This window comes from Tropicibacter naphthalenivorans (assembly GCF_900176475.1).
Lineage (GTDB): Bacteria > Pseudomonadota > Alphaproteobacteria > Rhodobacterales > Rhodobacteraceae > Tropicibacter > Tropicibacter naphthalenivorans.
Genome location: NZ_FWXX01000004.1, coordinates 62,950 through 87,092 on the forward strand (window position 1 = coordinate 62,950; position 24,143 = coordinate 87,092).

21 protein-coding genes are annotated in these 24,143 nt (G+C 63.1%); 8 read left to right on the forward strand and 13 right to left on the reverse strand.

The window, feature by feature from the left end; genetic code table 11:
- Nucleotides 1-28: 28 nt before the first annotated feature.
- Complete coding sequence (locus B9A11_RS10115) at nucleotides 29-1,072, forward strand: threonine aldolase family protein (protein ID WP_058247416.1); 1,044 nt, start codon at nucleotides 29-31, stop codon at nucleotides 1,070-1,072.
- Between the two features lie 32 nt (nucleotides 1,073-1,104).
- Here B9A11_RS10115 and hspQ read toward each other — a convergent pair whose 3' ends face one another.
- The gene (hspQ, locus tag B9A11_RS10120; protein WP_058247417.1) at nucleotides 1,105-1,431 is read right to left on the reverse strand and encodes a heat shock protein HspQ; all 327 of its coding nucleotides are present in this window, start codon (nucleotides 1,429-1,431) and stop codon (nucleotides 1,105-1,107) included.
- A 221-nt stretch (nucleotides 1,432-1,652) separates the two neighbouring features.
- Between hspQ and B9A11_RS10125 the strand changes: the two genes are divergently transcribed.
- Complete coding sequence (locus B9A11_RS10125; protein ID WP_058247418.1) at nucleotides 1,653-2,246, forward strand: transglycosylase SLT domain-containing protein; 594 nt, start codon at nucleotides 1,653-1,655, stop codon at nucleotides 2,244-2,246.
- A gap of 47 nt (nucleotides 2,247-2,293) precedes the next feature.
- Here the strand turns inward: B9A11_RS10125 and B9A11_RS10130 are convergent, their stop codons facing one another.
- From B9A11_RS10130 to B9A11_RS10145, 4 genes are all read right to left on the reverse strand, one after another.
- Nucleotides 2,294-2,896 (reverse strand): LolA family protein, encoded by a 603-nt coding sequence (locus B9A11_RS10130; RefSeq protein ID WP_058247419.1) that lies wholly within the window; start codon nucleotides 2,894-2,896, stop codon nucleotides 2,294-2,296.
- A gap of 229 nt (nucleotides 2,897-3,125) precedes the next feature.
- Nucleotides 3,126-6,335, reverse strand: coding sequence for a DNA translocase FtsK (locus tag B9A11_RS10135; protein WP_058247420.1), 3,210 nt, complete (start codon nucleotides 6,333-6,335; stop codon nucleotides 3,126-3,128).
- 19 nt (nucleotides 6,336-6,354) lie between these two features.
- Nucleotides 6,355-7,536 carry an aminotransferase class I/II-fold pyridoxal phosphate-dependent enzyme gene (locus B9A11_RS10140; RefSeq protein WP_058247421.1) on the reverse strand — a complete coding sequence of 394 codons (1,182 nt, stop codon included), beginning with the start codon at nucleotides 7,534-7,536 and terminating at the stop codon, nucleotides 6,355-6,357.
- Nucleotides 7,537-7,678: 142 nt separating this feature from the next.
- On the reverse strand, nucleotides 7,679-9,010 hold the full coding sequence (locus B9A11_RS10145; protein WP_058247422.1) for an amidase: 1,332 nt from the start codon (nucleotides 9,008-9,010) through the stop codon (nucleotides 7,679-7,681).
- A gap of 45 nt (nucleotides 9,011-9,055) precedes the next feature.
- Here B9A11_RS10145 and B9A11_RS10150 point away from each other — a divergent pair, with 45 nt between their 5' ends.
- Together B9A11_RS10150 and B9A11_RS10155 are read left to right on the forward strand one after the other, a co-directional pair.
- Nucleotides 9,056-10,300: a UbiH/UbiF/VisC/COQ6 family ubiquinone biosynthesis hydroxylase gene (locus B9A11_RS10150; protein ID WP_083499828.1), complete on the forward strand. Its 1,245-nt coding sequence runs from the start codon at nucleotides 9,056-9,058 to the stop codon at nucleotides 10,298-10,300.
- Nucleotides 10,301-10,565: 265 nt separating this feature from the next.
- Nucleotides 10,566-11,318, forward strand: coding sequence for an SDR family NAD(P)-dependent oxidoreductase (locus B9A11_RS10155; protein WP_058247424.1), 753 nt, complete (start codon nucleotides 10,566-10,568; stop codon nucleotides 11,316-11,318).
- A 61-nt stretch (nucleotides 11,319-11,379) separates the two neighbouring features.
- Here the strand turns inward: B9A11_RS10155 and B9A11_RS10160 are convergent, their stop codons facing one another.
- Nucleotides 11,380-12,888 carry a DUF2125 domain-containing protein gene (locus B9A11_RS10160; protein WP_058247425.1) on the reverse strand — a complete coding sequence of 503 codons (1,509 nt, stop codon included), beginning with the start codon at nucleotides 12,886-12,888 and terminating at the stop codon, nucleotides 11,380-11,382.
- Nucleotides 12,889-13,018: 130 nt separating this feature from the next.
- On the opposite strand from B9A11_RS10160, the gene B9A11_RS10165 reads away from it, so the two are divergent.
- The gene (locus B9A11_RS10165) at nucleotides 13,019-13,768 is read left to right on the forward strand and encodes an SDR family oxidoreductase (protein ID WP_058247426.1); all 750 of its coding nucleotides are present in this window, start codon (nucleotides 13,019-13,021) and stop codon (nucleotides 13,766-13,768) included.
- The gene (locus B9A11_RS10170) at nucleotides 13,765-14,373 is read left to right on the forward strand and encodes an enoyl-CoA hydratase/isomerase family protein (RefSeq protein WP_058247427.1); all 609 of its coding nucleotides are present in this window, start codon (nucleotides 13,765-13,767) and stop codon (nucleotides 14,371-14,373) included. Before B9A11_RS10165 ends, B9A11_RS10170 begins: the two co-directional genes overlap by 4 nt.
- A 3-nt stretch (nucleotides 14,374-14,376) precedes the next feature.
- Here B9A11_RS10170 and choV read toward each other — a convergent pair whose 3' ends face one another.
- The 4 genes from choV to choX form a co-directional block, all read right to left on the reverse strand.
- Nucleotides 14,377-15,378 (reverse strand): choline ABC transporter ATP-binding protein, encoded by a 1,002-nt coding sequence (gene choV / locus B9A11_RS10175; RefSeq protein WP_058247428.1) that lies wholly within the window; start codon nucleotides 15,376-15,378, stop codon nucleotides 14,377-14,379.
- Nucleotides 15,375-16,211, reverse strand: coding sequence for a choline ABC transporter permease subunit (gene choW / locus B9A11_RS10180; RefSeq protein ID WP_058247429.1), 837 nt, complete (start codon nucleotides 16,209-16,211; stop codon nucleotides 15,375-15,377). Before choW ends, choV begins: the two co-directional genes overlap by 4 nt.
- Before the next feature lie 125 nt (nucleotides 16,212-16,336).
- Nucleotides 16,337-17,968: a DUF1217 domain-containing protein gene (locus B9A11_RS10185; protein ID WP_058247430.1), complete on the reverse strand. Its 1,632-nt coding sequence runs from the start codon at nucleotides 17,966-17,968 to the stop codon at nucleotides 16,337-16,339.
- A gap of 178 nt (nucleotides 17,969-18,146) precedes the next feature.
- Nucleotides 18,147-19,064, reverse strand: coding sequence for a choline ABC transporter substrate-binding protein (choX, locus tag B9A11_RS10190; protein ID WP_058247431.1), 918 nt, complete (start codon nucleotides 19,062-19,064; stop codon nucleotides 18,147-18,149).
- A 270-nt stretch (nucleotides 19,065-19,334) separates the two neighbouring features.
- On the opposite strand from choX, the gene ade reads away from it, so the two are divergent.
- Nucleotides 19,335-21,029, forward strand: a complete 1,695-nt coding sequence (gene ade, locus B9A11_RS10195; protein WP_058247432.1) for an adenine deaminase — start codon at nucleotides 19,335-19,337, stop codon at nucleotides 21,027-21,029.
- 33 nt (nucleotides 21,030-21,062) lie between these two features.
- Here ade and B9A11_RS10200 read toward each other — a convergent pair whose 3' ends face one another.
- Nucleotides 21,063-22,238 (reverse strand): lytic murein transglycosylase, encoded by a 1,176-nt coding sequence (locus B9A11_RS10200; RefSeq protein WP_058247433.1) that lies wholly within the window; start codon nucleotides 22,236-22,238, stop codon nucleotides 21,063-21,065.
- Nucleotides 22,239-22,430: 192 nt separating this feature from the next.
- Here B9A11_RS10200 and B9A11_RS10205 point away from each other — a divergent pair, with 192 nt between their 5' ends.
- On the forward strand, nucleotides 22,431-22,793 hold the full coding sequence (locus B9A11_RS10205) for a response regulator (RefSeq protein WP_058247434.1): 363 nt from the start codon (nucleotides 22,431-22,433) through the stop codon (nucleotides 22,791-22,793).
- Here the strand turns inward: B9A11_RS10205 and B9A11_RS10210 are convergent.
- Together B9A11_RS10210 and B9A11_RS10215 are read right to left on the reverse strand one after the other, a co-directional pair.
- Nucleotides 22,790-23,779 carry a glutathione S-transferase family protein gene (locus B9A11_RS10210; RefSeq protein ID WP_058247435.1) on the reverse strand — a complete coding sequence of 330 codons (990 nt, stop codon included), beginning with the start codon at nucleotides 23,777-23,779 and terminating at the stop codon, nucleotides 22,790-22,792. The genes B9A11_RS10205 and B9A11_RS10210 overlap by 4 nt on opposite strands.
- A 95-nt stretch (nucleotides 23,780-23,874) precedes the next feature.
- Nucleotides 23,875-24,108: a GlsB/YeaQ/YmgE family stress response membrane protein gene (locus B9A11_RS10215; RefSeq protein WP_058247436.1), complete on the reverse strand. Its 234-nt coding sequence runs from the start codon at nucleotides 24,106-24,108 to the stop codon at nucleotides 23,875-23,877.
- Nucleotides 24,109-24,143: the final 35 nt, after the last annotated feature.

Sequence of the window (24,143 nt, forward strand, 5' to 3'; positions counted from 1 at the left end):
CGCCAAGACCCCTCGCAAGGAGCATCCCATGCATTTCGCCTCTGACAATTCCGCCCCGGTGCACCCTTTGGTGATGCAGGCGCTGACGCGCGCCAATGACGGCAGCGCCATGGGCTATGGCAACGACGATCTGTCGGCGCAGGTGGTCCAGCAGGTCCGCGACCTGTTCGAAGCCCCCGAGGCCGCCGTTTACCTTGTGCCCACCGGGACCAGCGCCAACGCGCTGGCGCTGTCGATCCTCTGCCAGCCCTACCAGACGGTGTTCTGTTCCGAGCTGGCCCATATCAACGTGGATGAATGCAACGCGCCCGAGTTCTACACCGGCGGGGCCAAGCTGACCCTCGTGCGTGTGCCGGACGTGATGACGCCGGACAGCTTGCGCGCCGCTCTGGACGGCGAGGAAAACCGCGGCGTTCACGGCCCTTTGCGCGGCCCGGTGTCGATCACCAACGTCACCGAAATGGGCAATGTCTATAGCCTGCGCGAAATGACCGAGCTGTGTGCCGTGGCCAAGGACTACGGCCTGCCGGTGCATCTGGACGGCGCGCGCTTTGCGCAGGCCTGCGTCGCCATGGGCTGCACCCCGGCCGAAATGACGTGGCAGATCGGCGTCGACGTGGCGGTCTTTGGAGGGACGAAAAACGGCCTTATGGGCGTCGAAGCGGTGGTGATCTTTGACCCCGCCAAGGCGCAGGAATTCGAGTACCGTCGCAAGCGCGCGGGCCATCTGTTTTCGAAACACCGCTACCTTGCTGCCCAGATGGAACCCTATCTGACGGATGATCTGTGGCGCGAACTTGCGATCTCTGCCAACACCCGCGCCGCCGAACTGCGCGCCGGGCTAGAGGCCTTGGGCCTGGAAATCGTAAACGACACCCAAGCCAACATGATTTTTTTCCGGATGCCTCTGCGCGCGCATTATGCCGCGAAACAGGCCGGCGCCGCCTATCACCTGATGGAGCCGGAAAACGTCCCCGAGGACACCCCCGTCATGGCGCGTCTGGTCTGTAGCTGGGACACCCCGTCCGAAACGGTCCAAGCGCTGCTGCACACCTTTCGGAACGCGCTGTAAAAAAAGGCGGGGTCCGTGCCCCGCCCTTTCGATCAATTCATCTGGAAATGCAGCTCATAAGAGCCATCATTGAACGGGCCAAACAGGTCCGGGATGTCGGGATGCTCGACCGGCTGGCCGGAGTAATCCGCAATCAGGTTCTGCTCGGACACATAGGCCACGTAATAGCTCTGATCGTTTTCGGCCAGCAGATGGTAGAACGGCTGATCCTTGACCGGGCGCGATTCCTCGGGGATGGCGTCGTACCATTCCTGCGTGTTCGCGAATTCGGGATCGACGTCAAACACCACACCGCGGAATGGATGTTTGCGATGGCGGACGACCTGACCCAGATGATATCTTGCGCGCGTCTTTAGCATTGGAACACCTCTCTCCGCCTTAACTTGGGGCAACTATGGCAAAAAATCCAACTTTTGGCCAGATTCTTGCCGGAAACACTGTGTGAAGCGGCAACCAACAGTGGTCGCTGCTCATGAATCGATCAGCAACACACCGCTTTCTTGAGGAAATGTGATTTCCAGCACGGCCGCAATCCGGTAAACTGCACCTTAATAAAAAATGACAATGACGCGAGAGGCAGATGAGCAAGTTCCTTCGCGCAATGGTGATCCTTCTTCTCGTCGCGTCCTGCGGAGGCGGCGGCGGCACGGGCAAGGCACCGCGCAACCTAGACAATGCCTGTTCGATCCTCGAACAGCGCCCGACCTACTATCGCGCCTTCCGGGCGGCCGAGCGCAAATACGGCGTTCCGGTCCACGTGCAGATGGCGACGATCTATCAGGAAAGCAAGTTCATCTCGGACGCGCGCACGCCGTTTCGCTACACTCTGGGGGTGATCCCCATGGGGCGGCAAAGCTCGGCCTTTGGCTATAGCCAGGCGCTGGACGGCACCTGGGAGGAATACCAGCGCGAGACCGGCAGCTACCGCGCCCGCCGCGACAACATCCGCGACGCGACGGATTTCATGGGCTGGTACATGAAAAAGTCCAACGACATCCTGGGCATCCCCATGTGGGACGCGCGCAACCACTACCTCGCCTACCACGAAGGCCGCACCGGCTTTCGCCGAGGCACCTACAACGGCAAGGCATGGCTGATGCGGGTGTCGTCAGAGGTCGGCCAGCGCGCGATCACCTACCAAGGCCAGCTGCAACGCTGCCGCGCGGCCAGATAAGACCCACCGATACCCAAAAGGCCCCGTCCAGCGTCGGGGCCTTTTCTTTAGCGGTTCAGCTTTTTCAGCTCGGGGTCGATATAGAACATCGTGTTGGGCAGGCTCTTCTTTTCCAGCCCACCAAGCACCACCGTCGTCTGGCTGCCATTGCCATCGGTGATCACCCATTGCCGCAGCTCCACCGGATTTGCGGTAAACTTCAACTGGATAGAGCCATACTCGGGCCGCTTCGGGTCCTGCGCGGTGACAATCGTCGCGGTGCCGTCGTAGCTGTGCCCCTTGACCATCCCGGCGCGCGTCAGATCGACGTTGCGATCCAGAATGATCGACAAGGGCGTCTGGTTCAGCGGATAGGTCTCGGGCGAGCTGCCCAGCTTGCGATCAAGGATATACACCGCCCCCGCCGAGGCCAGCACCAGCGCATATTCCGGCGGATTGTAATCAAACCGCACCTTGCCCGGCCGCTTGATCGAAATCGTCCCCGTCGAAATCGTCCCATCGGCGTTGATCTGGGTAAAGCTCCCCTCCGCCGCCTGAATGGTGTTCAAATACTGGGAAATCGCGCCCAAGGACAATTGCTGCGCCTGCGCGGGCAAGGCCGCCAAAGCGCCAAAGGCAAAAAGTCCGGCGGTAAAAGCTCTGCGGATCATCTGTGTTCCTTCCTGCTCGGGATGCGCCCAACCTGACCGATCCGGCCCTGCTATGCGATAGCATCCCCCTTCAAACACATATCGGCCCCCAAGCGTTCCCCTTCAAGAGCACAAAGGGCGAGGTCCGCAAAACCCCGCCCTTCTTCTCTTTTCAAAATATCCCGGGGGAGGCCGCAGGCCGGGGGCTGGCCCCCTGCACACCTCCGGTGTGACGCCCCCATGTCCCCTTCTACTGCGCCTCCGGCACAAGAATCTCACGCTTGCCCACGTGGTTCGCCGGCGAGACGATCTGCTCGTCCTCCATCTGCTCCACCAGACGCGCGGCCTTGTTGTAGCCAATCCCCAGCTTGCGCTGGATATAAGAGGTCGAGCATTTGCGGTCCTTGATGACAATCGCCACCGCCTGATCGTACAGCGCATCCTCGCCGGTGGTGTTCCCGCCGGTGTTCAGGCCCAGTACCGCGTCGATATTGTCGGCCTTGTCCTCGTCCGGGCCTTGTACCACGCCCGACACATACTCGGGCGGACCAAAGGCCTTGAGGTGGTTGACGATCTCTTCGACCTCTTCGTCCGAACAGAACGGGCCGTGGCAGCGGGTGATCTTGGCCCCGCCCGCCATGTACAGCATGTCCCCCATGCCCAGCAGCTGCTCTGCGCCCATCTCGCCCAGGATCGTCCGCGAGTCGATTTTCGACGTCACCTGGAAGGAAATCCGCGTGGGGAAGTTCGCCTTGATCGTGCCGGTGATAACGTCGACCGAGGGGCGCTGCGTCGCCATGATCAGGTGAATACCGGACGCACGTGCCATCTGCGCCAGACGCTGGATGCAGGCTTCGATCTCCTTGCCCGCCACCATCATCAGGTCGGCCATCTCGTCGACGATCACGACGATATAGGGCATCTTTTTCGGCTCGATCTGTTCGGTTTCAAAGATCGGCTCGCCGGTCTCATCGTCAAAGCCCGTCTGAACGGTGCGCTCGAACATCTCGCCTTTGGACAGCGCATCGGCCACGCGGCCATTGTAGCCGTCGATGTTGCGCACGCCCATCTTGGACATCTTGCGATAGCGGTCTTCCATCTCGCCGACGACCCATTTCAGCGCCACAACCGCCTTTTTCGGGTCGGTCACAACCGGGGACAGCAGGTGCGGAATGCCGTCATAGACCGAAAGTTCCAGCATCTTGGGATCGATCATCACCAGACGCAGATCGTCCGGCGTCAGCTTGTACAGCAGCGACAGGATCATCGTGTTGATCGCCACGGACTTACCAGACCCGGTGGTCCCCGCAATCAACAGGTGAGGCATCTTGGCCAGGTTCGCCACCACGGGATCGCCGCCAATGTCCTTGCCCAAAGCCAGCGGCAGCTTATGGTTGCCATCGCCAAACTCGCGCCCCGCGAGGATCTCGCGGAAGCAGACCATCTCGCGCTTGTCATTGGGCAGTTCGATGCCGATCACGCTGCGGCCCGGCACGGTGGACACACGCGCCGACAGCGCCGACATGGACCGCGCGATGTCATCGGCCAGACCGATCACGCGCGACGCTTTCAGACCCGGCGCGGGTTCAAGCTCGTACATGGTGACCACGGGACCGGGGCGCACGCTGACGATCTCGCCCTTGACGCCATAGTCGTCGAGCACGCTTTCCAGCATCCGCGCGTTTTCTTCCAGAGCCTCATCGGACAGGTGGTGACGCTCGATCTGGTCCGGCGACATCAACAGGTTCAGCGGCGGCAGTTCGTAGTCCGCCTTGTGGTCGTCGAATTGCAGGCTGGGCTGGGCCTCGGCCTGCGCGCGTTTGGACGGCAGGATCGGCTTGCGCACAGGCTTTTGCACGACCTTCTTGGGCTCGGGCATGGGCACCACGCCGCCGCGCTGGATCGGCACCGGGGCCGGGTCGGCCTGATACGTCTGCACGTCGTCGTCATAGCTGGCGTCGTAGCCTGCGTCATACTCCGGCTCAGGCTCGGGCTGCAAGTAGGACGGCTCTTTGTAAGTGATGTTGGGCTGCTCGGGTTCGTCAAAGCTGTCCAGCTCGATGAACTCGGCGCCCTCGTCGCCGTAATCGTCGAAATCGCTCAGCCCCGCATAGGCGTTTTCGTCCACCGGGGCGCGCGGCGGCATCGCCGGGGGCGCGGGCATGGCGACCTCGGGCATCGCGGCCTCGGGCATCCGCGCCGAGGCGGTCAGCGGCGGCTCGGGCGGCAGCTCACGCGCGGCGGCGGTCAAGGGCGGCTCGGCGGGGATCGACCCACCGGGGCGCACAGCCGGGTTAAAGATCATCGGACGCGGGCCGTGCCCCCGCCCCTTGGTCAGGGGCTTGGACGGGTCGGGCTGGGTAAAGGACACGGTCGGGCCGGTCTTTTTCCGAGAGTTCACGGCGCGGGCGATCTTGGCCTTGATGCGGTCCTCGCCGGGGGCGTCCATGTCGTGGTCAACCAGTTCCTCGACCAGATCGGGTTCGGGCATGGGATCGGGATCGGCACGGCGAATGAGGGACGGCATCCGCGACAAAAAGCCGGTCTTTTCCGGCTCTGGCGCAGGCGCAGGCACGTCCAAGGCAAACTCGGGCTGGGCGTCGTCCTCAAGCAAATCAGGGTCATAGACCGTCTCGGTGCGGCGCACGCGCGGCGCGGCGGGCATGGCAGCGCTCGGGGCCGTCACGGGCGGTTCGGCGTGGGCATAGGCGTCTTGCTCGGCGGCAAAGGCGGCGGCCTCGGCCTGACGCTGCTCGCGGCGCTGTGCCTGTGCGGCCTGCGCGCGCTGCGCGGCACGGGCGGCCCCGCTGGCCCCAAGACCAAGAACGCGCACCAGCTGCGCGTAGCTCATGACAACGCCGACCACCAGGAAGCGGCCAAGGCGCGCCAGTTCAGGCCGGGTAAAGCCCAGCACAAAGGCGCCCATCGCCAGAATCCCGACACCAAGGATCAGCTGCATCAGCTTCAGCCCCGCCGCCAGCGACATCGGCAAAAGGTTCAGCAGCGAGCCCATCATCATGTCACCGAACAGCCCGCCAAGGCCGAAATCATGGCTCCACGTGGCGCTGTGCGGCAGGCCCGAGGCATAGACCGAACACATCAGCACCCAAGCGGGCGACATAATCAGGCACCAGAACATCCGGCCCTCTTCGCGGTGCAGCACCATGCGCACACCCCACGTCAGGAACACCAGCGCCAGCGCCCAGGACCCAAGGCCAACGATCATGAACAAGGGCGCTGCGATATAGGCGCCAAGGCGGCCCATCCAGTTCTGCACCGGGGCGTCGGTCGCCGCGATCCACGACGGATCGTCCGGAGTGTAGGACGCGATCATCGCCGAAGCCATCAGCCCGATCACCACCAACACGATCCCGATCAGCTCTCGTCCACGCTTTTCCAACGTCAGCGCCGTGTCTGCGTCGAACAAGGGGTCGCGCCCCCGTGCCTGATAAGATGCCATGCCTTGCCTCGTCTTTTTATTATTCAAAGAGACAGTCCCTGATCAACGTCAGGCCCGCCTCTGTTTCTTCCGCGGGCGCAACGATCGCCACGCGGAAGTATCCTTTGCCCGGATTGGGCGTGCCGGGGACGTCCTTGGACAGGTATTCGCCCGGCAAAACGCGCACGCCGGTTTCCTGCCACAGCCGCAGCGTCGCGGCCTCGCCATCCTCGACCGGCAGCCACAGGAACATGCCCGCTTGCGGCGGCTCATACCCCGGCACGTTGCCAAATATCCGGTCCGCCATGTCGTATTTTTCCGCATAGAGCGCGCGGTTTTCGGCCACATGCGCCTCGTCGTCCCACAGCTTTTCCGACGCGTGCTGCAAAGGCAGCGGGATCGGCGCACCGGCATAGGCGCGCAGCTGCTTCATCCGGGCGATGCTTTCGGGCCCGCCCGCCACAAAGCCAGAGCGCAGCCCCGGCAGGTTGGACCGCTTGGACAGCGAGTGGAAGGTCAGCACCCGTTCGGGGTGCGCGCCCATCTTGCGGGCGATTTCCAGCGCCCCGGCGGGGGCCTCATAGCGGTAAAGCTCGCAATAGCATTCGTCCGCCATGATCTGGAAATCGTGCTTTTCGGCCAGCGAAATCAGCTCTTGCCAGTAGTCGGCGCTGGCCATGACCCCTTGGGGGTTGGCGGGCGAGCAAATGTAGCACAGCGTCGCGCGGTCCAGCGTGGCGGCGTCCAGCGCGGTAAAGTCCGGCAGGTGGCCGCTGTCCTTGGTCGCAGGCACAAAGACCGGCTCGGACACGGTGGAAATCGCCGAGATCATATAGACCTGATAGAACGGGTTCGGCATGAGGAAGACCGGCTTTTGGCCGTTCTTTTGCTCAGCCGCCAAGGCCATCCCGGCATTGTACAGCCCCTCGCGCGTGCCGTTCAGGGCCATCACCTGCGTGTCGGGATCGACCGTCACCCCATAGCGGCGGTCCAGCCAACCCGCGATGGCGGCGCGCAGTTCGGGCGTGCCCTCATTGGGCGGATAGCGGCCAAAATCGGCTGCCGTTTCGGTGATGATGTCTGTAATCCACTGGGGAAAGGCGTGTTTCGGCTCGCCAATCGACATGTGACGCACAGGCCCGCCGGGCGCGTGCACGTCGAGCAAAGCGCGCAAACGCGGGAAAGCATAGGCCGGAAGGTTCGAGAACCGCTCGGGGAACATGGTTTAGCACTGCCTCAGAGTTACGGGATCATTTTCGCCCCGCTTTTGCCGCAGGATACGGAATTTAGGGGGGGTCTGTCCATCACCAAGGCGGGGCGGACGGGCGGTGTGGCGCGAAAGCCGCATCTGCCCGTCTTTTTGGTTAACCGCGCAGGATCGGCTCAATCGCCGCGCCCAGCCGCAGCAGGCGATGTTCCGCCATATCGGGGCCGATGAACATTAGGCCACAAGACGGCGTGGTCGTCGGCAGGGTCAGCCCGCAGCCCCCCATCAGGTTACCCACACGGGTGTTGCGCAGCGCCAAGAGGTTCTCGGTCACGTAATAGTCACCATCGCTCAGCAAGCGGTCTGCGTTGGGCGGCAAGATCGGCGCGGTCGGGCAGATCACCGCGTCAAAGCCCGCCGTGGCCTGCGCCCAAGCGGCGCGGGTGGCGTCCAGCCTCTGCCAGGCGGCGACGTAATCGGCAGCGCTCGGCAGCTTGCCCGCCTCGAACCGCTCGCGGATCGGCACAAACATCTTGTCCGGCTCGGCCTCAATCGCGTGCCGCCACGTGGCCCAAGCCTCTGACGTATAAAGGATACCGGCATCGCCCATGGCGTCGATCACCCCGTCGAAACTGAACGGCACCAGCTCGGCCCCCGCCTGCTCCAGCCGCTTCAGCGCGTCCTCGTAGGCCGCTTTCGGGGCGTCGCGCAGATCCTCCAAGACGGTGGTTTCCAAGACGGCCAAGCGCCGCCCCTTGACCGACGCGCCGGCCAGATCGGGAGCCGCGCGCCCCTCCAAGGCAGACAGCATCAGCGCCGCGTCCTCGACCGTGCGGCACAGCGGCCCGATGGTGTCGAACTTGGCCGCCAGCGGCACAACCCCGGTCAAGGGCAACCGCCCCGAGGTGGTTTTCAACCCCACCAAATCGTTCCACGCCGCCGGGATGCGCACCGACCCGCCGGTGTCCGACCCCACCGCCGCCGCCGCCAACCCAAAGGCCACCGAGGTCGCTGCGCCCGACGACGAGCCGCCCGACACGGCATCAAGGTCGTTGACGCAAGGCGAGGTCGCGGTCACCGGGTTCAGCCCCAGCCCGGAGAACGCCAGCTCGGACATATGGGTCTTGCCCAAGCACACCAGCCCGTTATGCGTCGCGTTCTCCAGCACCCAGGCGTCGCGCGCAGGCACCCGCCCCGCCAGCAAATCCGACCCGGCGCAGGTTTCCACCCCCGCCGTGTCGAACAGGTCCTTCCAACTGATCGGCACCCCGTCCAGCGCATGACGGCGTAGACCCAGCCGGGCGCGGTCGCGGGCTGCCTCTGCCTCTGCAAGGGCGCGGCCTTCGGTCATGCGCGCATAGATACGCCCGGCCAGGTCATGCCCCGCCGCGCGATCCAGAAAACCTTGTGTCAATTCAACCGGATCAAGGTCGCCCGCCGCGATGGCCCGCCCCAGATCGGCGGCGCTTGTGTCGTGGAAATCGCTCATCTCATGCCCCTCTTGCCTGGCCTCACGGTAGCGGCAGACCAGCGCATGGACAATCCCGGCAAAGGGGCCATATTACGCGGCATGGAACATGATCTGATCATCGTCGGCGGCGGCCTCAACGGCCCTGCCCTTGCCCTCGCCGCCGCGCAAAGCGGCCTGTCCTCTGTCGTGATCGACGCCCTGCCCATCGCGGCACGGCAGGCGAGCGATTTTGACGGGCGCTCCTACGCGCTGGCGCTGTCCTCGCAGCGGATGCTGGTGGGGCTGGGCCTGTGGGACGCGCTGGCGGATGACGCCCAACCGATGCGGCAGATCAAGGTCTCTGACGGGCGCGTGGGCGACGCCGAGGTCTTTCTCGGCCTGCATTTCGACAGCGCCGAGATCGAAGAAGGCCCCATGGGCTACATGCTTGAGGACCGCTACCTGCGCCGCGCGCTGATTTCCGCGATGGAGGCAAGCCCGCTGATCACCCAGCGCCCCGAGACGCGCGTGATCGCCCAAAACACCACGCTGGAGCGCGCCCAAGTCACGCTGGACAGCGGCGAGACCCTGACCGGCCGTTTGCTGATCGGCGCCGACGGCCGCCGCAGTGGCACCGCCGAACGCGCGGGCATCCAGCGTACCGGCTGGGGCTACGGCCAGACCGCGCTGGTCTGCGCCATCGCTCACGAAAAGCCGCATAACGGCACCGCGCACCAGCTCTTTTTGCCGCCCGGCCCGCTTGCGATCCTGCCACTGACCGGCAACCGCTCCTCCATCGTCTGGAGCGAAAAGGAAACGCGCGCCGAGGCGATCAACGCCCTGCCCGATGCCGACTACCTCGATATCCTGCGTCCGCGCTTTGGCGACTTCCTTGGAGAGATTTCCCTTGCAGGCCAGCGCTTTACCTATCCGCTGAACCTGACGCTGGCGAACAGCTTCATCGGCACCCGCCTCGCTCTGGTGGGGGACGCCGCCCACGGGATGCACCCGATCGCGGGCCAAGGGCTGAACGCCGGGCTGCGCGATGTCGCCGCCCTCGCCCATGTGATCGCCCATGCAACGCGCCGCGGCGAAGACTTCGCCTCCCCGCAGGCGCTCGCCCGCTACCAAAGCTGGCGCCGCTTTGACACCGCCAGCCTTGCGGCCTCGACGGACCTGTTCAACCGCCTGTTCTCGAACGACAATCCGCTTCTGCGCGGCATCCGCGACCTCGGCATGGCCGCCATCAACGCCGCCCCCAGCCTGCGCCGCTCTTTCATTCGCGAAGCCGCGGGCCTGACAGGTGACCTCCCCGACCTCATGCGCTGACGCCCTCCGCTTCTTCTCTTTACAAATATCCTGGGGGGAGGCCCATCGGGCCGGGGGGCAACGCCCCCCTTAGTCTTAAGTTGCACACCTCCGGTGTGACGGGGCAACGCCCCCCTCCTTCCCCAATTGCACACCTTCGGTATGACGCCCCCCAACAGAAAAACTAAACGCACCCTTCAGTTTTTCACCAAAGCCAAATCCCGCAGCAGCCTTCCCCCGCCCCCGGTCCCATGCAAGATTGCCCCAAACACGATGGGAGGACTTCATGGACCAAAAATGCGCACTCGTCACCGGGGCCGCGCGCGGCATCGGCTTGGCCACCACGGACCTGTTTCTGGAAATGGGCTGGCGCGTCGCCATGATCGACCGCGACGGCGAGGAACTGACCAAGGTCGCCGCCGAGCGTGACAACGTCCAGGCGATCATCCGCGACGTGTCCAACCCGCAGGAAGTCGACGCCATGGTGCGCGACACGCTGGCCTTTGCGGGGCGCATCGACGCGCTGGTCAACAACGCGGGCGTGGCCGAATTCGGCCCGGTCAAGGACTGCACCTTTGACATGTGGCGCCGGGTGATGGAAACGAACCTCGACGGCGTCTTCCTGTGCACCCAGGCCTGCACCGACGCGCTGAAAGAAACCCAGGGCGCGATCCTCAATATCGCCTCGATCTCGGGTCTGCGCGCCTCGACGCTGCGGGTGGCCTATGGCACCTCCAAGGCCGCTGTCATCCAGCTGACCAAACAGCATGCCGCCGAGCTGGGCGAATACAACATCCGCGTCAACTGCGTCGCCCCCGGCCCGGTCAAAACCAAGCTTTCGATGGCCGTGCACTCGCCCGAAATCATCGCCGCCTATCACGACGCCATCCCGCTGAACCGCTACGGGTCAGAGCGGGAACTGGCCGAGGTGATCTGTTTCCTCTGTTCCGAAAAGGCGTCCTACGTCACCGGGCAGATCGTCGCTGTGGATGGCGGCTTTGACAGCACCGGGGTCGGCCTGCCCGCCCTGCGCGACTGAGCAAAAAACCAAAAAGGGCGGGGATCACACCCCGCCCTTCTCGCATCGAACCTGTCTAAGGTCACTTGATCCGCTGACCGTTCGCCAGCACGTGGCCCTGCTCGTTCACCACGATGGACGAGGTCGCGGTGTCCGGCTCGTCGCCCGGCACGGTGAACATGCCCAGCATCATGCGCACGCCCATGGCATCCTGTTCCGGCAGCAGCCCCATGGTGATCAGGTTGTCGATCAAGCCATTGGCCCCGGAAATCTGAAAATCCAGCTGGCCTTCGGGGCGCGGCATCCCGTCAAAGCTGTCCAGATCAGAGTTGTCAAAGGTGAACGCGCCTTCGCCAAGGATCGTGCCGCCCGCAGCCGAGATCACCAGATCGGTCAGGGTGACTTCGTTCAGCTCGCCGGGGACATCCACGTCGTAGGTCTCTTCGTCCGCCAGATCGACGTAGGGCGTGACCTTGGCCTCGAGGTTGGCGGCCACGGTGGCCGGATCGCGCGGCAGGATCGCGCCGGGATCAAAGATGTTCCACAGCATGTCCGCCATGGTGAACTCTGCCAGCACCAGCGAGATCGACGCATCCTGCGGCGCGTCCGACTTTTTCAGCGGCAGCTCAAAGCTGAAGCCCAGATCCTGCATCGCAAAGCTGATCGGCAGCGGCAGCTCGGGGCCGGACAGCTCGACATCCAGCGCGGTGGCCGAGACGGCGTAGATCATCTGCTCTGCCGAGAAGGCGACGCCAAATTCACCCGCGTCAGACGACATCTTGCCGACAGTGGTGCCCTTGCGCTCGGTCACCGAGAAATCGGTCTGCCCACCTTGGTGCGCCATGACGAGGTCGATCATCAGCCCAGAGCCGAACAGCGCGGTGGGGTCTTCGAAATCGACATCCGTCGGGATCGCGGTTTCGCCCGCCACGGACAGCCCGTTCAGCATCCCCTTGAACATGCCCGCATCCGAACCGCCCGGCTCTTGGAAGGCCAGATCATAGGTCAGGTTACCATAGGAAAATTCCTGCGCCATCGACCGCAGGCCATCCGAGTTCATTACCGACATGGTGCCCGAGATCGGCCCCATGGCCACATCGGCGCGCAGCATGTCGCGGGTGATCTCTTCGCCCTCGGCCACCAGCTTGGTCAGGGTATAGCCCAGCTGATCAGCAGAAATGTCGTAGTTCATGCTGGCCTCGGTGCCCGAGATCAGCGCCTTGAACGACGGCGCGGTCATCTCGACCACCACTTCGCCCACCTGCTCGCCATCTTCGTTGATGAAAACCGTGATCGGCGCGCTGTCCGGCAGGGTCATGGTGACCGTCCCGTCGCCGTTGTCGGCCAGCGTGATCTGCGGCATCTTGATGTCGACGCGCGCGTCCTCTTCGGGGATGTCGACCCCAAAGGTGATGTCGCTCAGAACCAAAGAGGTGCCGTCCATCGTCTCGGTCGCCGTGACCGGATAGCCAAGGCTGTTCGCGTAGTAGGTTTCGAGGTCGTCCCAGACCTGCTGGGGCGTCACATCCGCGAACGACGGGCCTGCCATCGCGATCAGCGCAAGCGCCGAGGCCGTTGCATAGCGTTTCATAATCCACCTCTCTGAGTGTTCTTAAATCTGTGCTTTCAACTTCGGGGCCATGGGCGCAATGGTCAAGGGACTGGATTCCATACTCTTCAGCCTTTACCACGATTTTCGACACAGCTTCAGGAGGCATCCCATGGATTTGACCGGCAAGACAGTGATGATCACAGGCGCCAGCCGCGGCATCGGCGCAGAGGCCGCCCGCGCCTTTGCCGCTGCCGGGGCCAAGGTGGCGCTGGTCGCCCGATCGGCCGAGGCGATTGCCGAACTGGCGGGGGAAATCGGCGCGCAAGCGGTTGCGATCCCCTGCGATATTGCCCGCTACTGGGAGTTCGAGCAGGCCGTGGCAAATTGCCTCAAGGCGCACGGCAGCCTCGATATTCTGGTGAACAACGCCGGCGTGATTGAGCCGATCGCGCGCATGGCCGAGGCCGACCCCGACAAATGGGGCGAAGTCATCGACATCAACCTCAAGGGCGTTTTTCACGGGATGCGCGCGGGCTTGCCGGTCATGCTGGAGCAAGGCAGCGGCTCGATCCTGACCATCGGTTCGGGCGCGGCGCACGGCCCGGTCGAAGGCTGGTCGCAGTACTGTTCGTCCAAGGCCGGGGCCCTGATGCTGACCAAGATGGTGCACAAGGAATACGGCGATCAGGGCATCCGCGCGATTTCGCTGTCCCCTGGCACGGTCGCCACGCAGATGCAGCGCGACATCAAGGCCAGCGGCATCAACCCGGTCAGCCAGCTGGACTGGTCCGACCATGTGCCGCCCGAATGGCCCGCCAAGGCTTTGGTCTGGATGGCGTCCGAGGCGGCTGACGGGTTCCTCGGGGACGAGATTTCCCTGCGCGACGAAGGTATCCGCAAGACCTTGGGGCTGGCATGATTGACCTTGTAAAACAAGACGATGGGCTGTGGATTGCCACGATCAACCGCCCCGAAAAGGCGAACTCGCTAACGCCCGAGATGCTCGGACACCTGTGCGAGATTGCCGAAAGCGCCCGAGAGGCGCGCGCGCTGGTGCTGACCGGCGCGGGCAAGGTCTTTTCCGCCGGGGCCGATCTGGACGCGGCGCGCGCCGGGCTGGCGGTCTCGCCGCTGTGGGAACGGCTGTCGGGGGCGATTGCGCGGCTCGATGGGCTGACTGTCTGCGCGCTGAACGGTACGGTGGCGGGCGGCGCCATGGGCATGTTCCTCGCCTGCGATCTGCGGATTTCGGTGCCGGGGGCCAAGGTGTTTTACCCGGTGATGAAGCTCGGCTTTCTGCCGCAGCCCTCCGACCCCGTGCGCTTGGCCGCGCTGGCCGGGACCAGCCGCGCCAAGATGATCCTGATGGCCGGTCAGAAAATCCCGGTCGAAGAAGCGCTGACATGGGGTCTGATCGACCGCATCGTCGAGGGCGACGTGCTGGACGCCGCCCGCGATCTGTGCGCCGACACGATTGGCGCGGGCCCCGCCCACGCCGCCGGGATCAAGCGCCTGATCCGTTAAGCCTTACGCCGACAGCCGCGCCACAAGGCTGTCGGTGGTCACGCGGCCCATGGCGGTGCCGTTTTCCATGACGGTCAGCGGGCCGTGACGCAGCAGGGGCATCAACTCGCGGATCGGCGTTTCGATGTCTGTGCTTTGCTGGCCGGTCCCCGGCTCCATCACGTCGCGGGCGGTCAGCACCCCCAGCGGGTTCATATTCGCAACGAATTCAGCCACATAGTCCGACGCCGGGTTCGAAAAGATCTCGCGCGGGGTGCCGACCTGCACGATCCGCCCGCCTTCCATGATGGCGATGCGGTTGCCGATCTTGAACGCCTCGTCGAGGTCGTGACTGACAAAGATGATGGTGCGCTTGAGGTCGCGTTGCAGGTCGAGCAGCTCGTCCTGAAGCCGCGTCCGAATCAACGGATCAAGCGCCGAAAACGGCTCATCCATCAACAGGATCGGGGCCTGCGTGGCAAAGGCGCGGGCCAGACCGACGCGCTGCTGCATCCCACCGGACAGCTCGCCGACTTTGTGATCGGCCCAGTCGGACAGGCCCACAAGCGCCAGTTGCTGCTTGACCGTTTCGGTGCGTTTCGCCGTCGATTGCCCCGCCAGCTCCAAGCCGAAACCGACGTTTTCCGCCACGGTCCGCCACGGCAGCAGGCCGAATTGCTGGAACACCATGGCGACGCGGCTCTGGCGCATCTCACGCAGCTTTTGCCCCGAACAGGATGTCACATCGACCATCTCTTGCCCGTCATGCACCCGCACCGCGCCGCGCACCACCGGGTTCAACCCATTGACCGCACGCAACAAAGTTGACTTGCCCGAGCCGGACAGGCCCATAAGCACCAAGATCTCGCCCTCTTCGACGTCAAGCGAGCAATTGTGCACGCCAAGGACCTGGGCCGTGGCGTCCTGAATTTCGGCGCGCGACTGGTGTTGATCGGCGAGCGGCAAGGCTTTGTGCGGCTGCTCGCCAAAGATGATCGAGACGTTGTCAAAGGAAACGGCGGTCATTTGCGGCCCTCCCAGCGCAGGGCGCGATCCAGCATGATCGCGACGACGACGATGATCAGACCGGCCTCAAAGCCCAGCCCCGTGTCCACTCGGTTCAGCGCCCGCACCACCGGCACGCCAAGGCCATCGGCTCCGACAAGCGCCGCGATCACCACCATCGACAGCGACAGCATGATGGTCTGGTTCAGCCCCGCCATAATCTGCGGCAGGGCCGAGGGCAGCTCGACCTTCCACAGTTTTTGGCTGGGGGTCGCGCCAAATGCGTCGGCCGCTTCGATCAGAGCCTTGGGGGTCGACGAGATGCCCAAGTGGGTCAACCGGATCGGCGCGGGCACGACAAAGATCACCGTGGCGATCAGACCGGGCACCATGCCGATGCCGAAAAACACAATGGCCGGAATAAGATAGACAAAGGTCGGCAGGGTCTGCATCAGGTCGAGGATGGGGCGCATCCACGCATAGAGCCTTGGCCGATGGGCCACCGCGATACCGATGGGCACGCCGATCCCCATGCAAACGACGCAGGCCGAAAGAACCAGCGTCAAGCTCTCGGTCGTTTCTTCCCAATAGCCTTGGTTGAGGATGAACAGAAAGCCGAGCAGCACCAGCAGCGCGGGCTGCCACCGGCGGTGCAGGGCAAAGGTCGCGGCGACAAACACAAGGACAACAGCCAAGGGCGGCGGCGTTTGCAGCACCCAAAGGATGCCGTCGATCAACGCTTCCATCGCGAAGGCCATCGCATCAAACAGGGTTTCGCCGTGATCCTGCGCCCAGTCGAATGCGGCCTCTGCCACGTCCCCCACTGGGATTTTGTTCTCGGTCAGCCAGTCCACGCGCGCCCCCGTTTATTAACTCGCCAGTCAATATAAACGGGAAGCGGTACGAATGGAAAGCGGCAGCTTGGGTCAGCGCCCCAAGTTTATGCGTGATGCGGATTTGCTGATTGCGCAATACGCAATCAAGAGCCCAACAGCCCACCACCGGCGGATGCCCCGCTTAGCAGGCTCAGCACAACGTTGGTAGAGGACACCGGCGCGAAATTCAGTGCCTCCTTTTGTACCAGATACCGGCGGCGCAGTTCCTTGAGATTGTCGTCATTGGCAAAATCCGCCAGTTTATCCGTGCCAAAGAACCGTTCGGCGCGGGCCTTGAGGTCTTCGAGCTGGCGTTCCACGTCCAGCGTGCCAAAGCTGTCCGACGGCAGTTGAAAGACGGTCTCAAAGACTTCGCGCAGGGGTTTCGACGCCATGACGCCGTACCACCGCGAATCATTTGCGGTGGAGTTGCTCAGCAGTTGGCTTAGGTCGCGTTCGATCGACAGGGCCACGCGCATGGTGGGATCGGCCTCACCGGCGGCGATTTCGAACTGGCGGTCCAGGTAGTTCTCAACAATCGCGTCGGCAAACCCTTCGGGATAGACGCGCCCCTGAGGCGGTTCGGTGAAATCGAAGGCGTTGTAAAAGGCCTGATAGCGCGGGTCGGTGATGGAGTTGACCAGCGAGGTCGGCACATCCCGGTCGGATTCCAGAATGCGGCTGGCAAAGGAGACGCGGTCATCGCGCGACGGCAGGTCAAACAGGTTGAAGGTCGCCAACATCAGACGCACGTCGTTGAACAGGTCTTTGGGCTGTTCGATCTGCTCGTCCATGCGGGTGGACATGACGTCGACATAGTCCTGCAACTTGCTGTCAAAGGTCCAATCATTGGCCACCGCTTCGGCCCGGTCGAAGAAACCGAACAGTTTGGTCATGGCGACGTAGTTGGGGTTGTCCTGCTGATTGGCCACGGACTCGGGGTCGCCAAGGTCAGAGTTGAGCACATCGGTGAGGAAATCGATGTTGTATTGGTCATCTTCGAGGCCGAAAATGCTGAGCGTGGCGGCAAAGGCTTCGGGGTCGTCAAACAGGTCCTCGGCGGTTTGGAAATCCTCGACGCGGCCCTCGAAGATTTCGGCAAAGCCGTAGATGCCATCGGGGCGATTGACCTTTTGCGCAAAGCCAAAGGCCTCGGCCAGTTCGGCATAGCGCGCATCCCCAAGCCGGTTGGCAAAGGAGGTCTCGTCGGTGACGTCAGATTCGAGCACTTGCTTGAGGAAATAGGTGTTGCCCACATCCTTTTCCAAACCGAAGTTCTTGAGCGTCGCACGCAGCAAGGAGGGATCGTTCAGCAGGTCATCGGCGCTTTCGACATCGGCCAAGGCTTGGGCCACCTCAGAGCCGGTGCGGGTATCGGGGGTCTGCGCCGTCTCGCCGGCGAAGTTAAAGGCCTTGGCAAAGGCGAGGTAACGTTTGTCAGACAGACGGTTGGCCAAAGACAGGCGATCGGTCAGATCCGAATCGAGGATTTTCTTGAGGAAAGCACGGTTGTTGACGTCTTCGTCCAAGCCAAAGGCACCAAGCGCCACACGCAAAAGCGCGCGATCATCCAGCAGCTCGTCCGAGGTCTGGATGGTCTGCATTTTCTCTTTGAAATAGGTGGTATCGCGGTTCACCTGGGGTGATTTCTGCATCACTTCCTGCTGCTCGTCGCGGGTGCGCGCGACGTAGTTATAGCCGGTCAGTCCGGTTCCCAGAATAATCGGCGTATACATGGCGCGATCCTCGCAAGCGTTCCTAAACAGCCCAGCCCCTTTTGAGCTAGACATGGATACCGCGTGGAGAGTTAACCGCTCCTTTCATCCTGCCCTGCCATTTGCCGACAATTCGATGCAAAGGCGCATGAAAAAGGCCCCGCCGGGTGACGGGGCCTTAAGGTTTATCAGGGTAGGCTTAGTTCAGCGCCGCTTTGACCGCCGCCATCGCGTCGCTGCCGTCCTTGGTGGTCACACCGTCGAGCCAGCCGTCCAGCACGCCGGTGTTGGCGGACAGCCATGCCTTGGCCGCGTCCTGGGGCTCTGCGCCGTCATCGAGGATGGCGCCCATGATCTCGTTCTCCATCGCGAGGGAGAATTCGAGGTTCGTCAGCAGCTTGCCCACGTTCGGGCAGGCGTCCACATAGCCCGCGCGGGTGTTGGTGTAGACGGTTGCACCGCCGAGGTTCGGGCCAAAGTAGTCGTCGCCACCGGTCAGGTAGGTCAGGTCGTAGTTGGCGTTCATCGGGTGCGGCTCCCACGCGAGGAAGACGACCGGCTCTTCGCGTTTCACGGCGCGGCCCACCTGCGCGAGCATCCCCTGCTCGGAGCTTTCCTTGACGTCAAAGCCGTCGAGACCAAAGGCGTTGGCCGAGATCATGTCCATGATCAGACGGTTGCCATCGTTGCCCGGCTCGATGCCGTAGATGGTTTCGTCCAGCGCATCGGCCTGGGCGGCGATGTCGGCGAAGTCCTTGATGCCCAGCTCGGCGCCTTTGGCGTTGGTAGCGAGCGTGTATTTCGCGCCTTCGAGGTTGGCGCGCACGGTGTCGACGGTGCCCGCGTCACGGTAGGGGGCGATGTCGGCCTCCATCGTGGGCATCCAGTTGCCAAGGAAGACGTCGATGTCGCCTTCGGCCATGGAGGTGTAGGTCACCGGCACGGAGAGGACCTTGATGTCGGTTTCATAGCCCAGCGCGTCCAACACCAGCGTGGTCGCGGCGGTGGTGGCGGTGATGTCGGTCCAGCCGACGTCCGAGAAGGTGACGCTGTCGCAGTTTGCGGCGGCCTGCGTGGCGAGGCCAAGCGCGAGGGCGGAGGTGAGAAGACGGGTCATTGGAGGCTCCCTGTTTTTGATTTGCGGGCAGTGAACGATTTTGCGTTGGGTTTTGCAACCACGTCCTGAAAGGCAGATTTTCAGGGGCCAAATTTGCGATGGGGTCTCTGTTCATAAGGGCAAAAAGGGCGCTCTGCCACAGGTGAGCAAAAAGGGGCTCTGCCCCCGGCCTTGCGGCCTCCCCCGGGATATTTGGAAAGAGAAGAAGGGGTGGGTGGCGTGTCTTTGGGGGGTGTGCTTTAGTTTTCTGTGCGTAGCAGAGGGAACGGCATGGCGGATTTGGAGCGGCGGATTGCGCAGGGGCGCGGCGATGAGGTGGCGGATATCGTCTTGCGCGGCGGGCGGGTGTTCGACCTGATCACCGGCGAGATGCTGGACGGCGATGTGGCAATTTGTGATGGCGTGATCGTCGGGGTGTTTGACGCCTACGAAGGGCGCGAGGTCATTGATGTGTCGGGCCTTGTGCTGGTGCCGGGGTTTATTGACACGCATTTGCATATCGAGTCGTCCCTTGTGACGCCGTTCGAGTTTGATCGCTGCGTCGGGCCACGCGGGGTGACCACGGCGATTTGCGACCCGCATGAGATTGCCAATGTGATCGGCGCCGAGGGCGTGCGCTATTTCCAAGAGGCCTCGATGCGGACGCTGATGGATATTCGCGTGCAGCTGTCGTCTTGTGTGCCCTCGACCCATATGGAGACCGCCGGGGCCGAGCTGGTGGCCGAGGACATTGCCGGGCTCATGGGGCATCCGTCGGGGCTTGGGCTGGCGGAGTTCATGAACTATCCCGGCGTGATTTACCGCGACCCGGAGGCAATGGCCAAGCTGCGATTGTTCGAGGGCGGGCATGTGGACGGGCATTGCCCCCTGCTGTCGGGCAAGGATTTGAACGCCTATGTGGCCGCTGGCATTCGGACCGAGCATGAGGCGACCAGCGCCGAGGAGGCCTTGGAAAAACTGCGCAAGGGGATGCGGGTTTTGATCCGCGAAGGGTCGGTGTCCAAGGATATGCACGCGCTGCGCCCGCTGCTGGATGAGCGGACCGCGCCCTATATGTGTCTGTGCACCGACGACCGTAACCCCTTGGATATCGGGGAATATGGGCACTTGGACTATATGATCCGCGAGATGATTTCCCTTGGGACATCGCCCTTGGCCGTGTACCGCGCGGCGAGCCTGTCGGCGGCCGAGGCCTTTGGCCTGAAGGATCGCGGCATGATCGCGCCGGGCAAGCGGGCGGACATCGTCGCGCTTGGCTCGCTGGAGGATTGCGATGCGCGGCTGGTGATGGCGGGGGGCGTTGTGCTGAATGATGCGGCCTTTGCGGCGCGCGAGGTGATCGACCCCGTGGGGCGCGGATCAGTCAAGGCGCCGCGCGTAACGCCAAGCGATTTCCGCGCCCGCGCCAACAAGGCCGAAACCGACGTGATCGGCATTCGCGAAGGCCAGATCCTGACCGACCACCTGCATGAGGACATCGAGATCGTCGATGGCGACAAGGCCCCGGACGTCAGCCGCGATCTGGTGCGCATCGCCGTGGTCGAGCGACACGGCAAGAACGGCAATATCGCGACGGGATTCGTGCGCGGGTTCGGGTTGCAGGCGGGGGCGATTGCCTCGACCGTTTGCCATGACCACCACAACATCGCCTGCGTGGGGGTGTCCTACGACGACATGGCCGCGGCGGCGAACCGGCTGTCAGAGATCGAGGGCGGCTTTGTCGTGGTCAAGGATGGCGAGGTGCTGGCCGAGCTGGCGTTGCCGGTCGCGGGCCTCATGTCGCTGGAGCCGTTCGAAGTGGTGCGGGATCACCTCGTCGCGCTGCGAGAGGCGGCTAAATCCTTGGGTGTCACGCTGGAAGAGCCGTTCTTGCAGCTGGCCTTTCTGGCGCTGCCGGTCATTCCGGCGCTCAAGATCACCGACCGGGGCATGGTCGATGTGACCAAGTTCGAGATCATTTCCTAAAGGAAAGGGGGCGCGATGGCCCCCTGCGCTGTTTTACAGCCGGTTCAACAACTCAGCCGTCGGCCAAGCGTCGGCGGGCATTCCCAGTTTCGCTTGCACATCGCGCACCGCCGCGCGGGTGCCCGCGCCAAGGATGCCGTCAATCGCGCCCACGTCATAGCCCATGGCAGCGAGTTTGGTCTGAAGCTGCTTCATCTGCGCGCCTTGCAAGCCCGGTTCTGGGTTGCCCGCATCGTAAACCGGCGCGCCCATCAGGCGGGTGCCGAAATAGGCCGCGGTCAGAACGTAGGTAAAGCTTTGATTCCACTCGAAATAGACGTTGAAATTCGGGTAGGCGATGAACTTGGGGCCGAAACGCCCCTGCGGCAGGATGATCGACGCCTGCAAGCGCCCGTCGTCCAGCTGCCCCGCGCGCGCGCGCACGCCAAGCTGTTCCCATTCGGCGACGGATTTGGTCACCTCAAGGCCCGTCTGGGACCAGTCGAAATCGGCGGGCATGGTGATTTCCTGAAGCCACGGCTCGTTCGGACGCCAACCGAGATGGCTGAGCATCTTGGCCCCGGACAGCAGCGCATCAGGCGCCGAGGTTTTCAGCGTCACATGCCCGTCGCCGTCGCCATCAACGCCGTTTTCAAGGATATCCTTGGGCAGCATCTGCACCATGCCGATCTCGCCCGCCCAGGCGCCGGTGGTCGTGCGCGGGTCGAAATCGCCATGCTCATACAGCGTCAGCGCAGCGAAAATCTGCGGTCGGAAAATCTCGGGGCGGCGGCAGTCATGGGCCAGGGTCACCAGCGCGTTTGCGGTGTTGAAATCCCCTTGGAACGCGCCGTAATCGGTTTCAAACGCCCAAAAGGCCAGCAAAACCCCCGGCGCGATGCCGTAATCGGTCTGGATGCGATCAAAGACCGAGGCATAGCGCTGGCCCATCTGACGCCCCTTGTCGAGACGGCTCTGGCTGATCAACTTGCGCGAAAAGGTGATGAACGGGTCCTGAAAGATGCCCTGACGGCGGTCGGCCTTGAGCACCGCTGCGCTTTGGCTGACGCCTGCGAAAAAGCGGTTCACCGTGGCGGCGTCATGCCCGCCGGCGATGGCCTCGGCCTTGAGCCCGTCGACGAACGATCCGAATCCCCCGCCGCAAGGGACGCTTTGTGCCTGTGCCGCGCTGGCCATCAGGCATCCCAAGATCGCTGCTTTTATCCGCATGTCCTACCTCATTCGCTGCGTTGGCGCGCAGACTAGCAGGACGCGGCGGGCAAGCAAGGACAGGAATGCGCAGCAAATTGCCAACGTTCCACCTGTGTTCTTTGAACAAATTCGCGCGTTAACGTTTTATTCAGCTTCGTGAACGAATCCTGATGGCGGGAGGCACCACCTGAGTCCATCGGAGTTGCTACAGTGAAAATACTGATCGCCGAGAGCACCGTGCCTCTGGCCGCGCTGTGGAAGCGCCATCTCGAAAGGATGGGCGCTGAGGTTGTCGTGGCGACGACGGTAGACGCGGCATTCGACCTGATCGACCAGATGGCGTTCCAAGTCATCGTGATGAACGTGCGCCTAAAGGGCGGCGCATCGCTCGCGGTGGCGGACTTTGCCCAGTTTCGACAGCCGGACGCGCGGGTGGTGTTTGTCACCGACTCGACATTCTTTTCGGATGGCTCGATTTTCAAACACAGCACCAACGCCTGCGCGTTTCTGCCGAGCTCAACGGAACCATCCGACCTTGCCGAGATGGTATCGCATTACGCGCACGCCAATTAAGCGGCCTTCAAGACCTCGCGGCCATGCGGTGACATCAGGTCCAGATCAGGGCCGACGGGGACGATGCGCGTGGGGTTCACCATATCGTGGCTATAGTAGTAATGGCTTGTAATATGGTCGAAATTCACCGTTTCAGCGACGCCCGGCCATTGGTACAACTCACGCACGTAGCCCCACAGGTTCGGGAAATCCACGATCCGGTTGCGGTTACATTTGAAGTGCCCGTGGTAGACCTTGTCAAAGCGGATGAGCGTCGTGAACAGCCGCCAGTCGGCCTCGGTGATCTGATCGCCCATCAGGTAACGGCCCTTGCCCAGACGCTCTTCGAGCCAGTCGAGGCTGTCGAACAGCTCGGCAACCGCCTCATCATAGGCCTCTTGCGAAGTGGCAAAGCCTGACTTGTAGACCCCGTTGTTCACCGTGTCATAGATGCGCGCGTTCACCGGCTCGATCGCCTCGCGCAGCTCTTGGGGCCAGTAGTCGTCGGTGTTGCCGGTGAGATCGTCAAACGCCTCGTTGAACATGCGGATGATTTCCGAGCTTTCGTTCGACACGATAGTTTTTTGGTGCTTGTCCCAGAGGATCGGCACCGTGACCTTGCCCGACACATCCGGGTCGGCCTTGGTGTAGATGTCGCGCAGGAACGGCAGGTCGTACAGCGTATCCCCGGTCGCCCCGGCGAAATCCTTGTCAAAGGTCCAGCCGTCTTGCAGCATGTAAGGGTGCACCACGGAAACGGTGATAAGGTCTTGTAACCCCTTGAGTTCGCGAAAGATCAAGGCCCGGTGCGCCCAGGGGCAGGCATAGCTGACATACAGGTGATAGCGGTTCGGCTCGGCCTTGAAACCGCCCTTGCCGCTGGGGCCGGCGCTGCCGTCCTTGGTGATCCAGTTGCGGAAACCGGATGTGGTGCGCACGAACTTGCCGCCGTGTTTGTCGGTGTCATACCAGCCGGTTTGCCATTCGCCGTGTACCAATTGTCCCATGGGATCCTCCTAATCGCTTGGACCCAGAGGTAGCGCTAAGCGCCGCCCGGACAAAGCCCGACAACTGCGCATGATCCGTGCATAGGTGCACAGACTTAGCGACGGATAGCCTTTAGGATAAAAATCAGCACAATCGCGCCCAGCACCGTCCCGACGATGCCTGCCGCCATTCCGGTGATGACCAAGAGGAACCGCAGGATCAGCCCGCCGATCAAGGCACCGCCGATACCGATGGCAACGGTTTCGAACAGGCCAGTTTTCAGGTCCATGATCCGCGTCGCGACAAAGCCCGCAGCCGCGCCGACGACAATAAGCCAGAGGATGGGCATGGGGGTCTCCTGTTGCCTCGTTTTAGGTTAACGCG

Coding starts and splice junctions, on each gene's coding strand:
- ade (WP_058247432.1), top strand. CDS start 19,335: ATGGCGGATTTGGAGCGGCGGATTGCGCAGGGGCGCGGCGATGAGGTG.
- choX (WP_058247431.1), bottom strand. CDS start 19,064: ATGACCCGTCTTCTCACCTCCGCCCTCGCGCTTGGCCTCGCCACGCAG.
- B9A11_RS10130 (WP_058247419.1), bottom strand. CDS start 2,896: ATGATCCGCAGAGCTTTTACCGCCGGACTTTTTGCCTTTGGCGCTTTG.
- B9A11_RS10145 (WP_058247422.1), bottom strand. CDS start 9,010: ATGAGCGATTTCCACGACACAAGCGCCGCCGATCTGGGGCGGGCCATC.
- hspQ (WP_058247417.1), bottom strand. CDS start 1,431: ATGCTAAAGACGCGCGCAAGATATCATCTGGGTCAGGTCGTCCGCCAT.
- B9A11_RS10160 (WP_058247425.1), bottom strand. CDS start 12,888: ATGAAACGCTATGCAACGGCCTCGGCGCTTGCGCTGATCGCGATGGCA.
- B9A11_RS10165 (WP_058247426.1), top strand. CDS start 13,019: ATGGATTTGACCGGCAAGACAGTGATGATCACAGGCGCCAGCCGCGGC.
- B9A11_RS10115 (WP_058247416.1), top strand. CDS start 29: ATGCATTTCGCCTCTGACAATTCCGCCCCGGTGCACCCTTTGGTGATG.
- B9A11_RS10200 (WP_058247433.1), bottom strand. CDS start 22,238: ATGCGGATAAAAGCAGCGATCTTGGGATGCCTGATGGCCAGCGCGGCA.
- B9A11_RS10215 (WP_058247436.1), bottom strand. CDS start 24,108: ATGCCCATCCTCTGGCTTATTGTCGTCGGCGCGGCTGCGGGCTTTGTC.
- B9A11_RS10170 (WP_058247427.1), top strand. CDS start 13,765: ATGATTGACCTTGTAAAACAAGACGATGGGCTGTGGATTGCCACGATC.
- B9A11_RS10135 (WP_058247420.1), bottom strand. CDS start 6,335: ATGGCATCTTATCAGGCACGGGGGCGCGACCCCTTGTTCGACGCAGAC.
- B9A11_RS10150 (WP_083499828.1), top strand. CDS start 9,056: ATGGACAATCCCGGCAAAGGGGCCATATTACGCGGCATGGAACATGAT.
- B9A11_RS10140 (WP_058247421.1), bottom strand. CDS start 7,536: ATGTTCCCCGAGCGGTTCTCGAACCTTCCGGCCTATGCTTTCCCGCGT.
- B9A11_RS10155 (WP_058247424.1), top strand. CDS start 10,566: ATGGACCAAAAATGCGCACTCGTCACCGGGGCCGCGCGCGGCATCGGC.
- choV (WP_058247428.1), bottom strand. CDS start 15,378: ATGACCGCCGTTTCCTTTGACAACGTCTCGATCATCTTTGGCGAGCAG.
- B9A11_RS10125 (WP_058247418.1), top strand. CDS start 1,653: ATGAGCAAGTTCCTTCGCGCAATGGTGATCCTTCTTCTCGTCGCGTCC.
- B9A11_RS10185 (WP_058247430.1), bottom strand. CDS start 17,968: ATGTATACGCCGATTATTCTGGGAACCGGACTGACCGGCTATAACTAC.
- B9A11_RS10210 (WP_058247435.1), bottom strand. CDS start 23,779: ATGGGACAATTGGTACACGGCGAATGGCAAACCGGCTGGTATGACACC.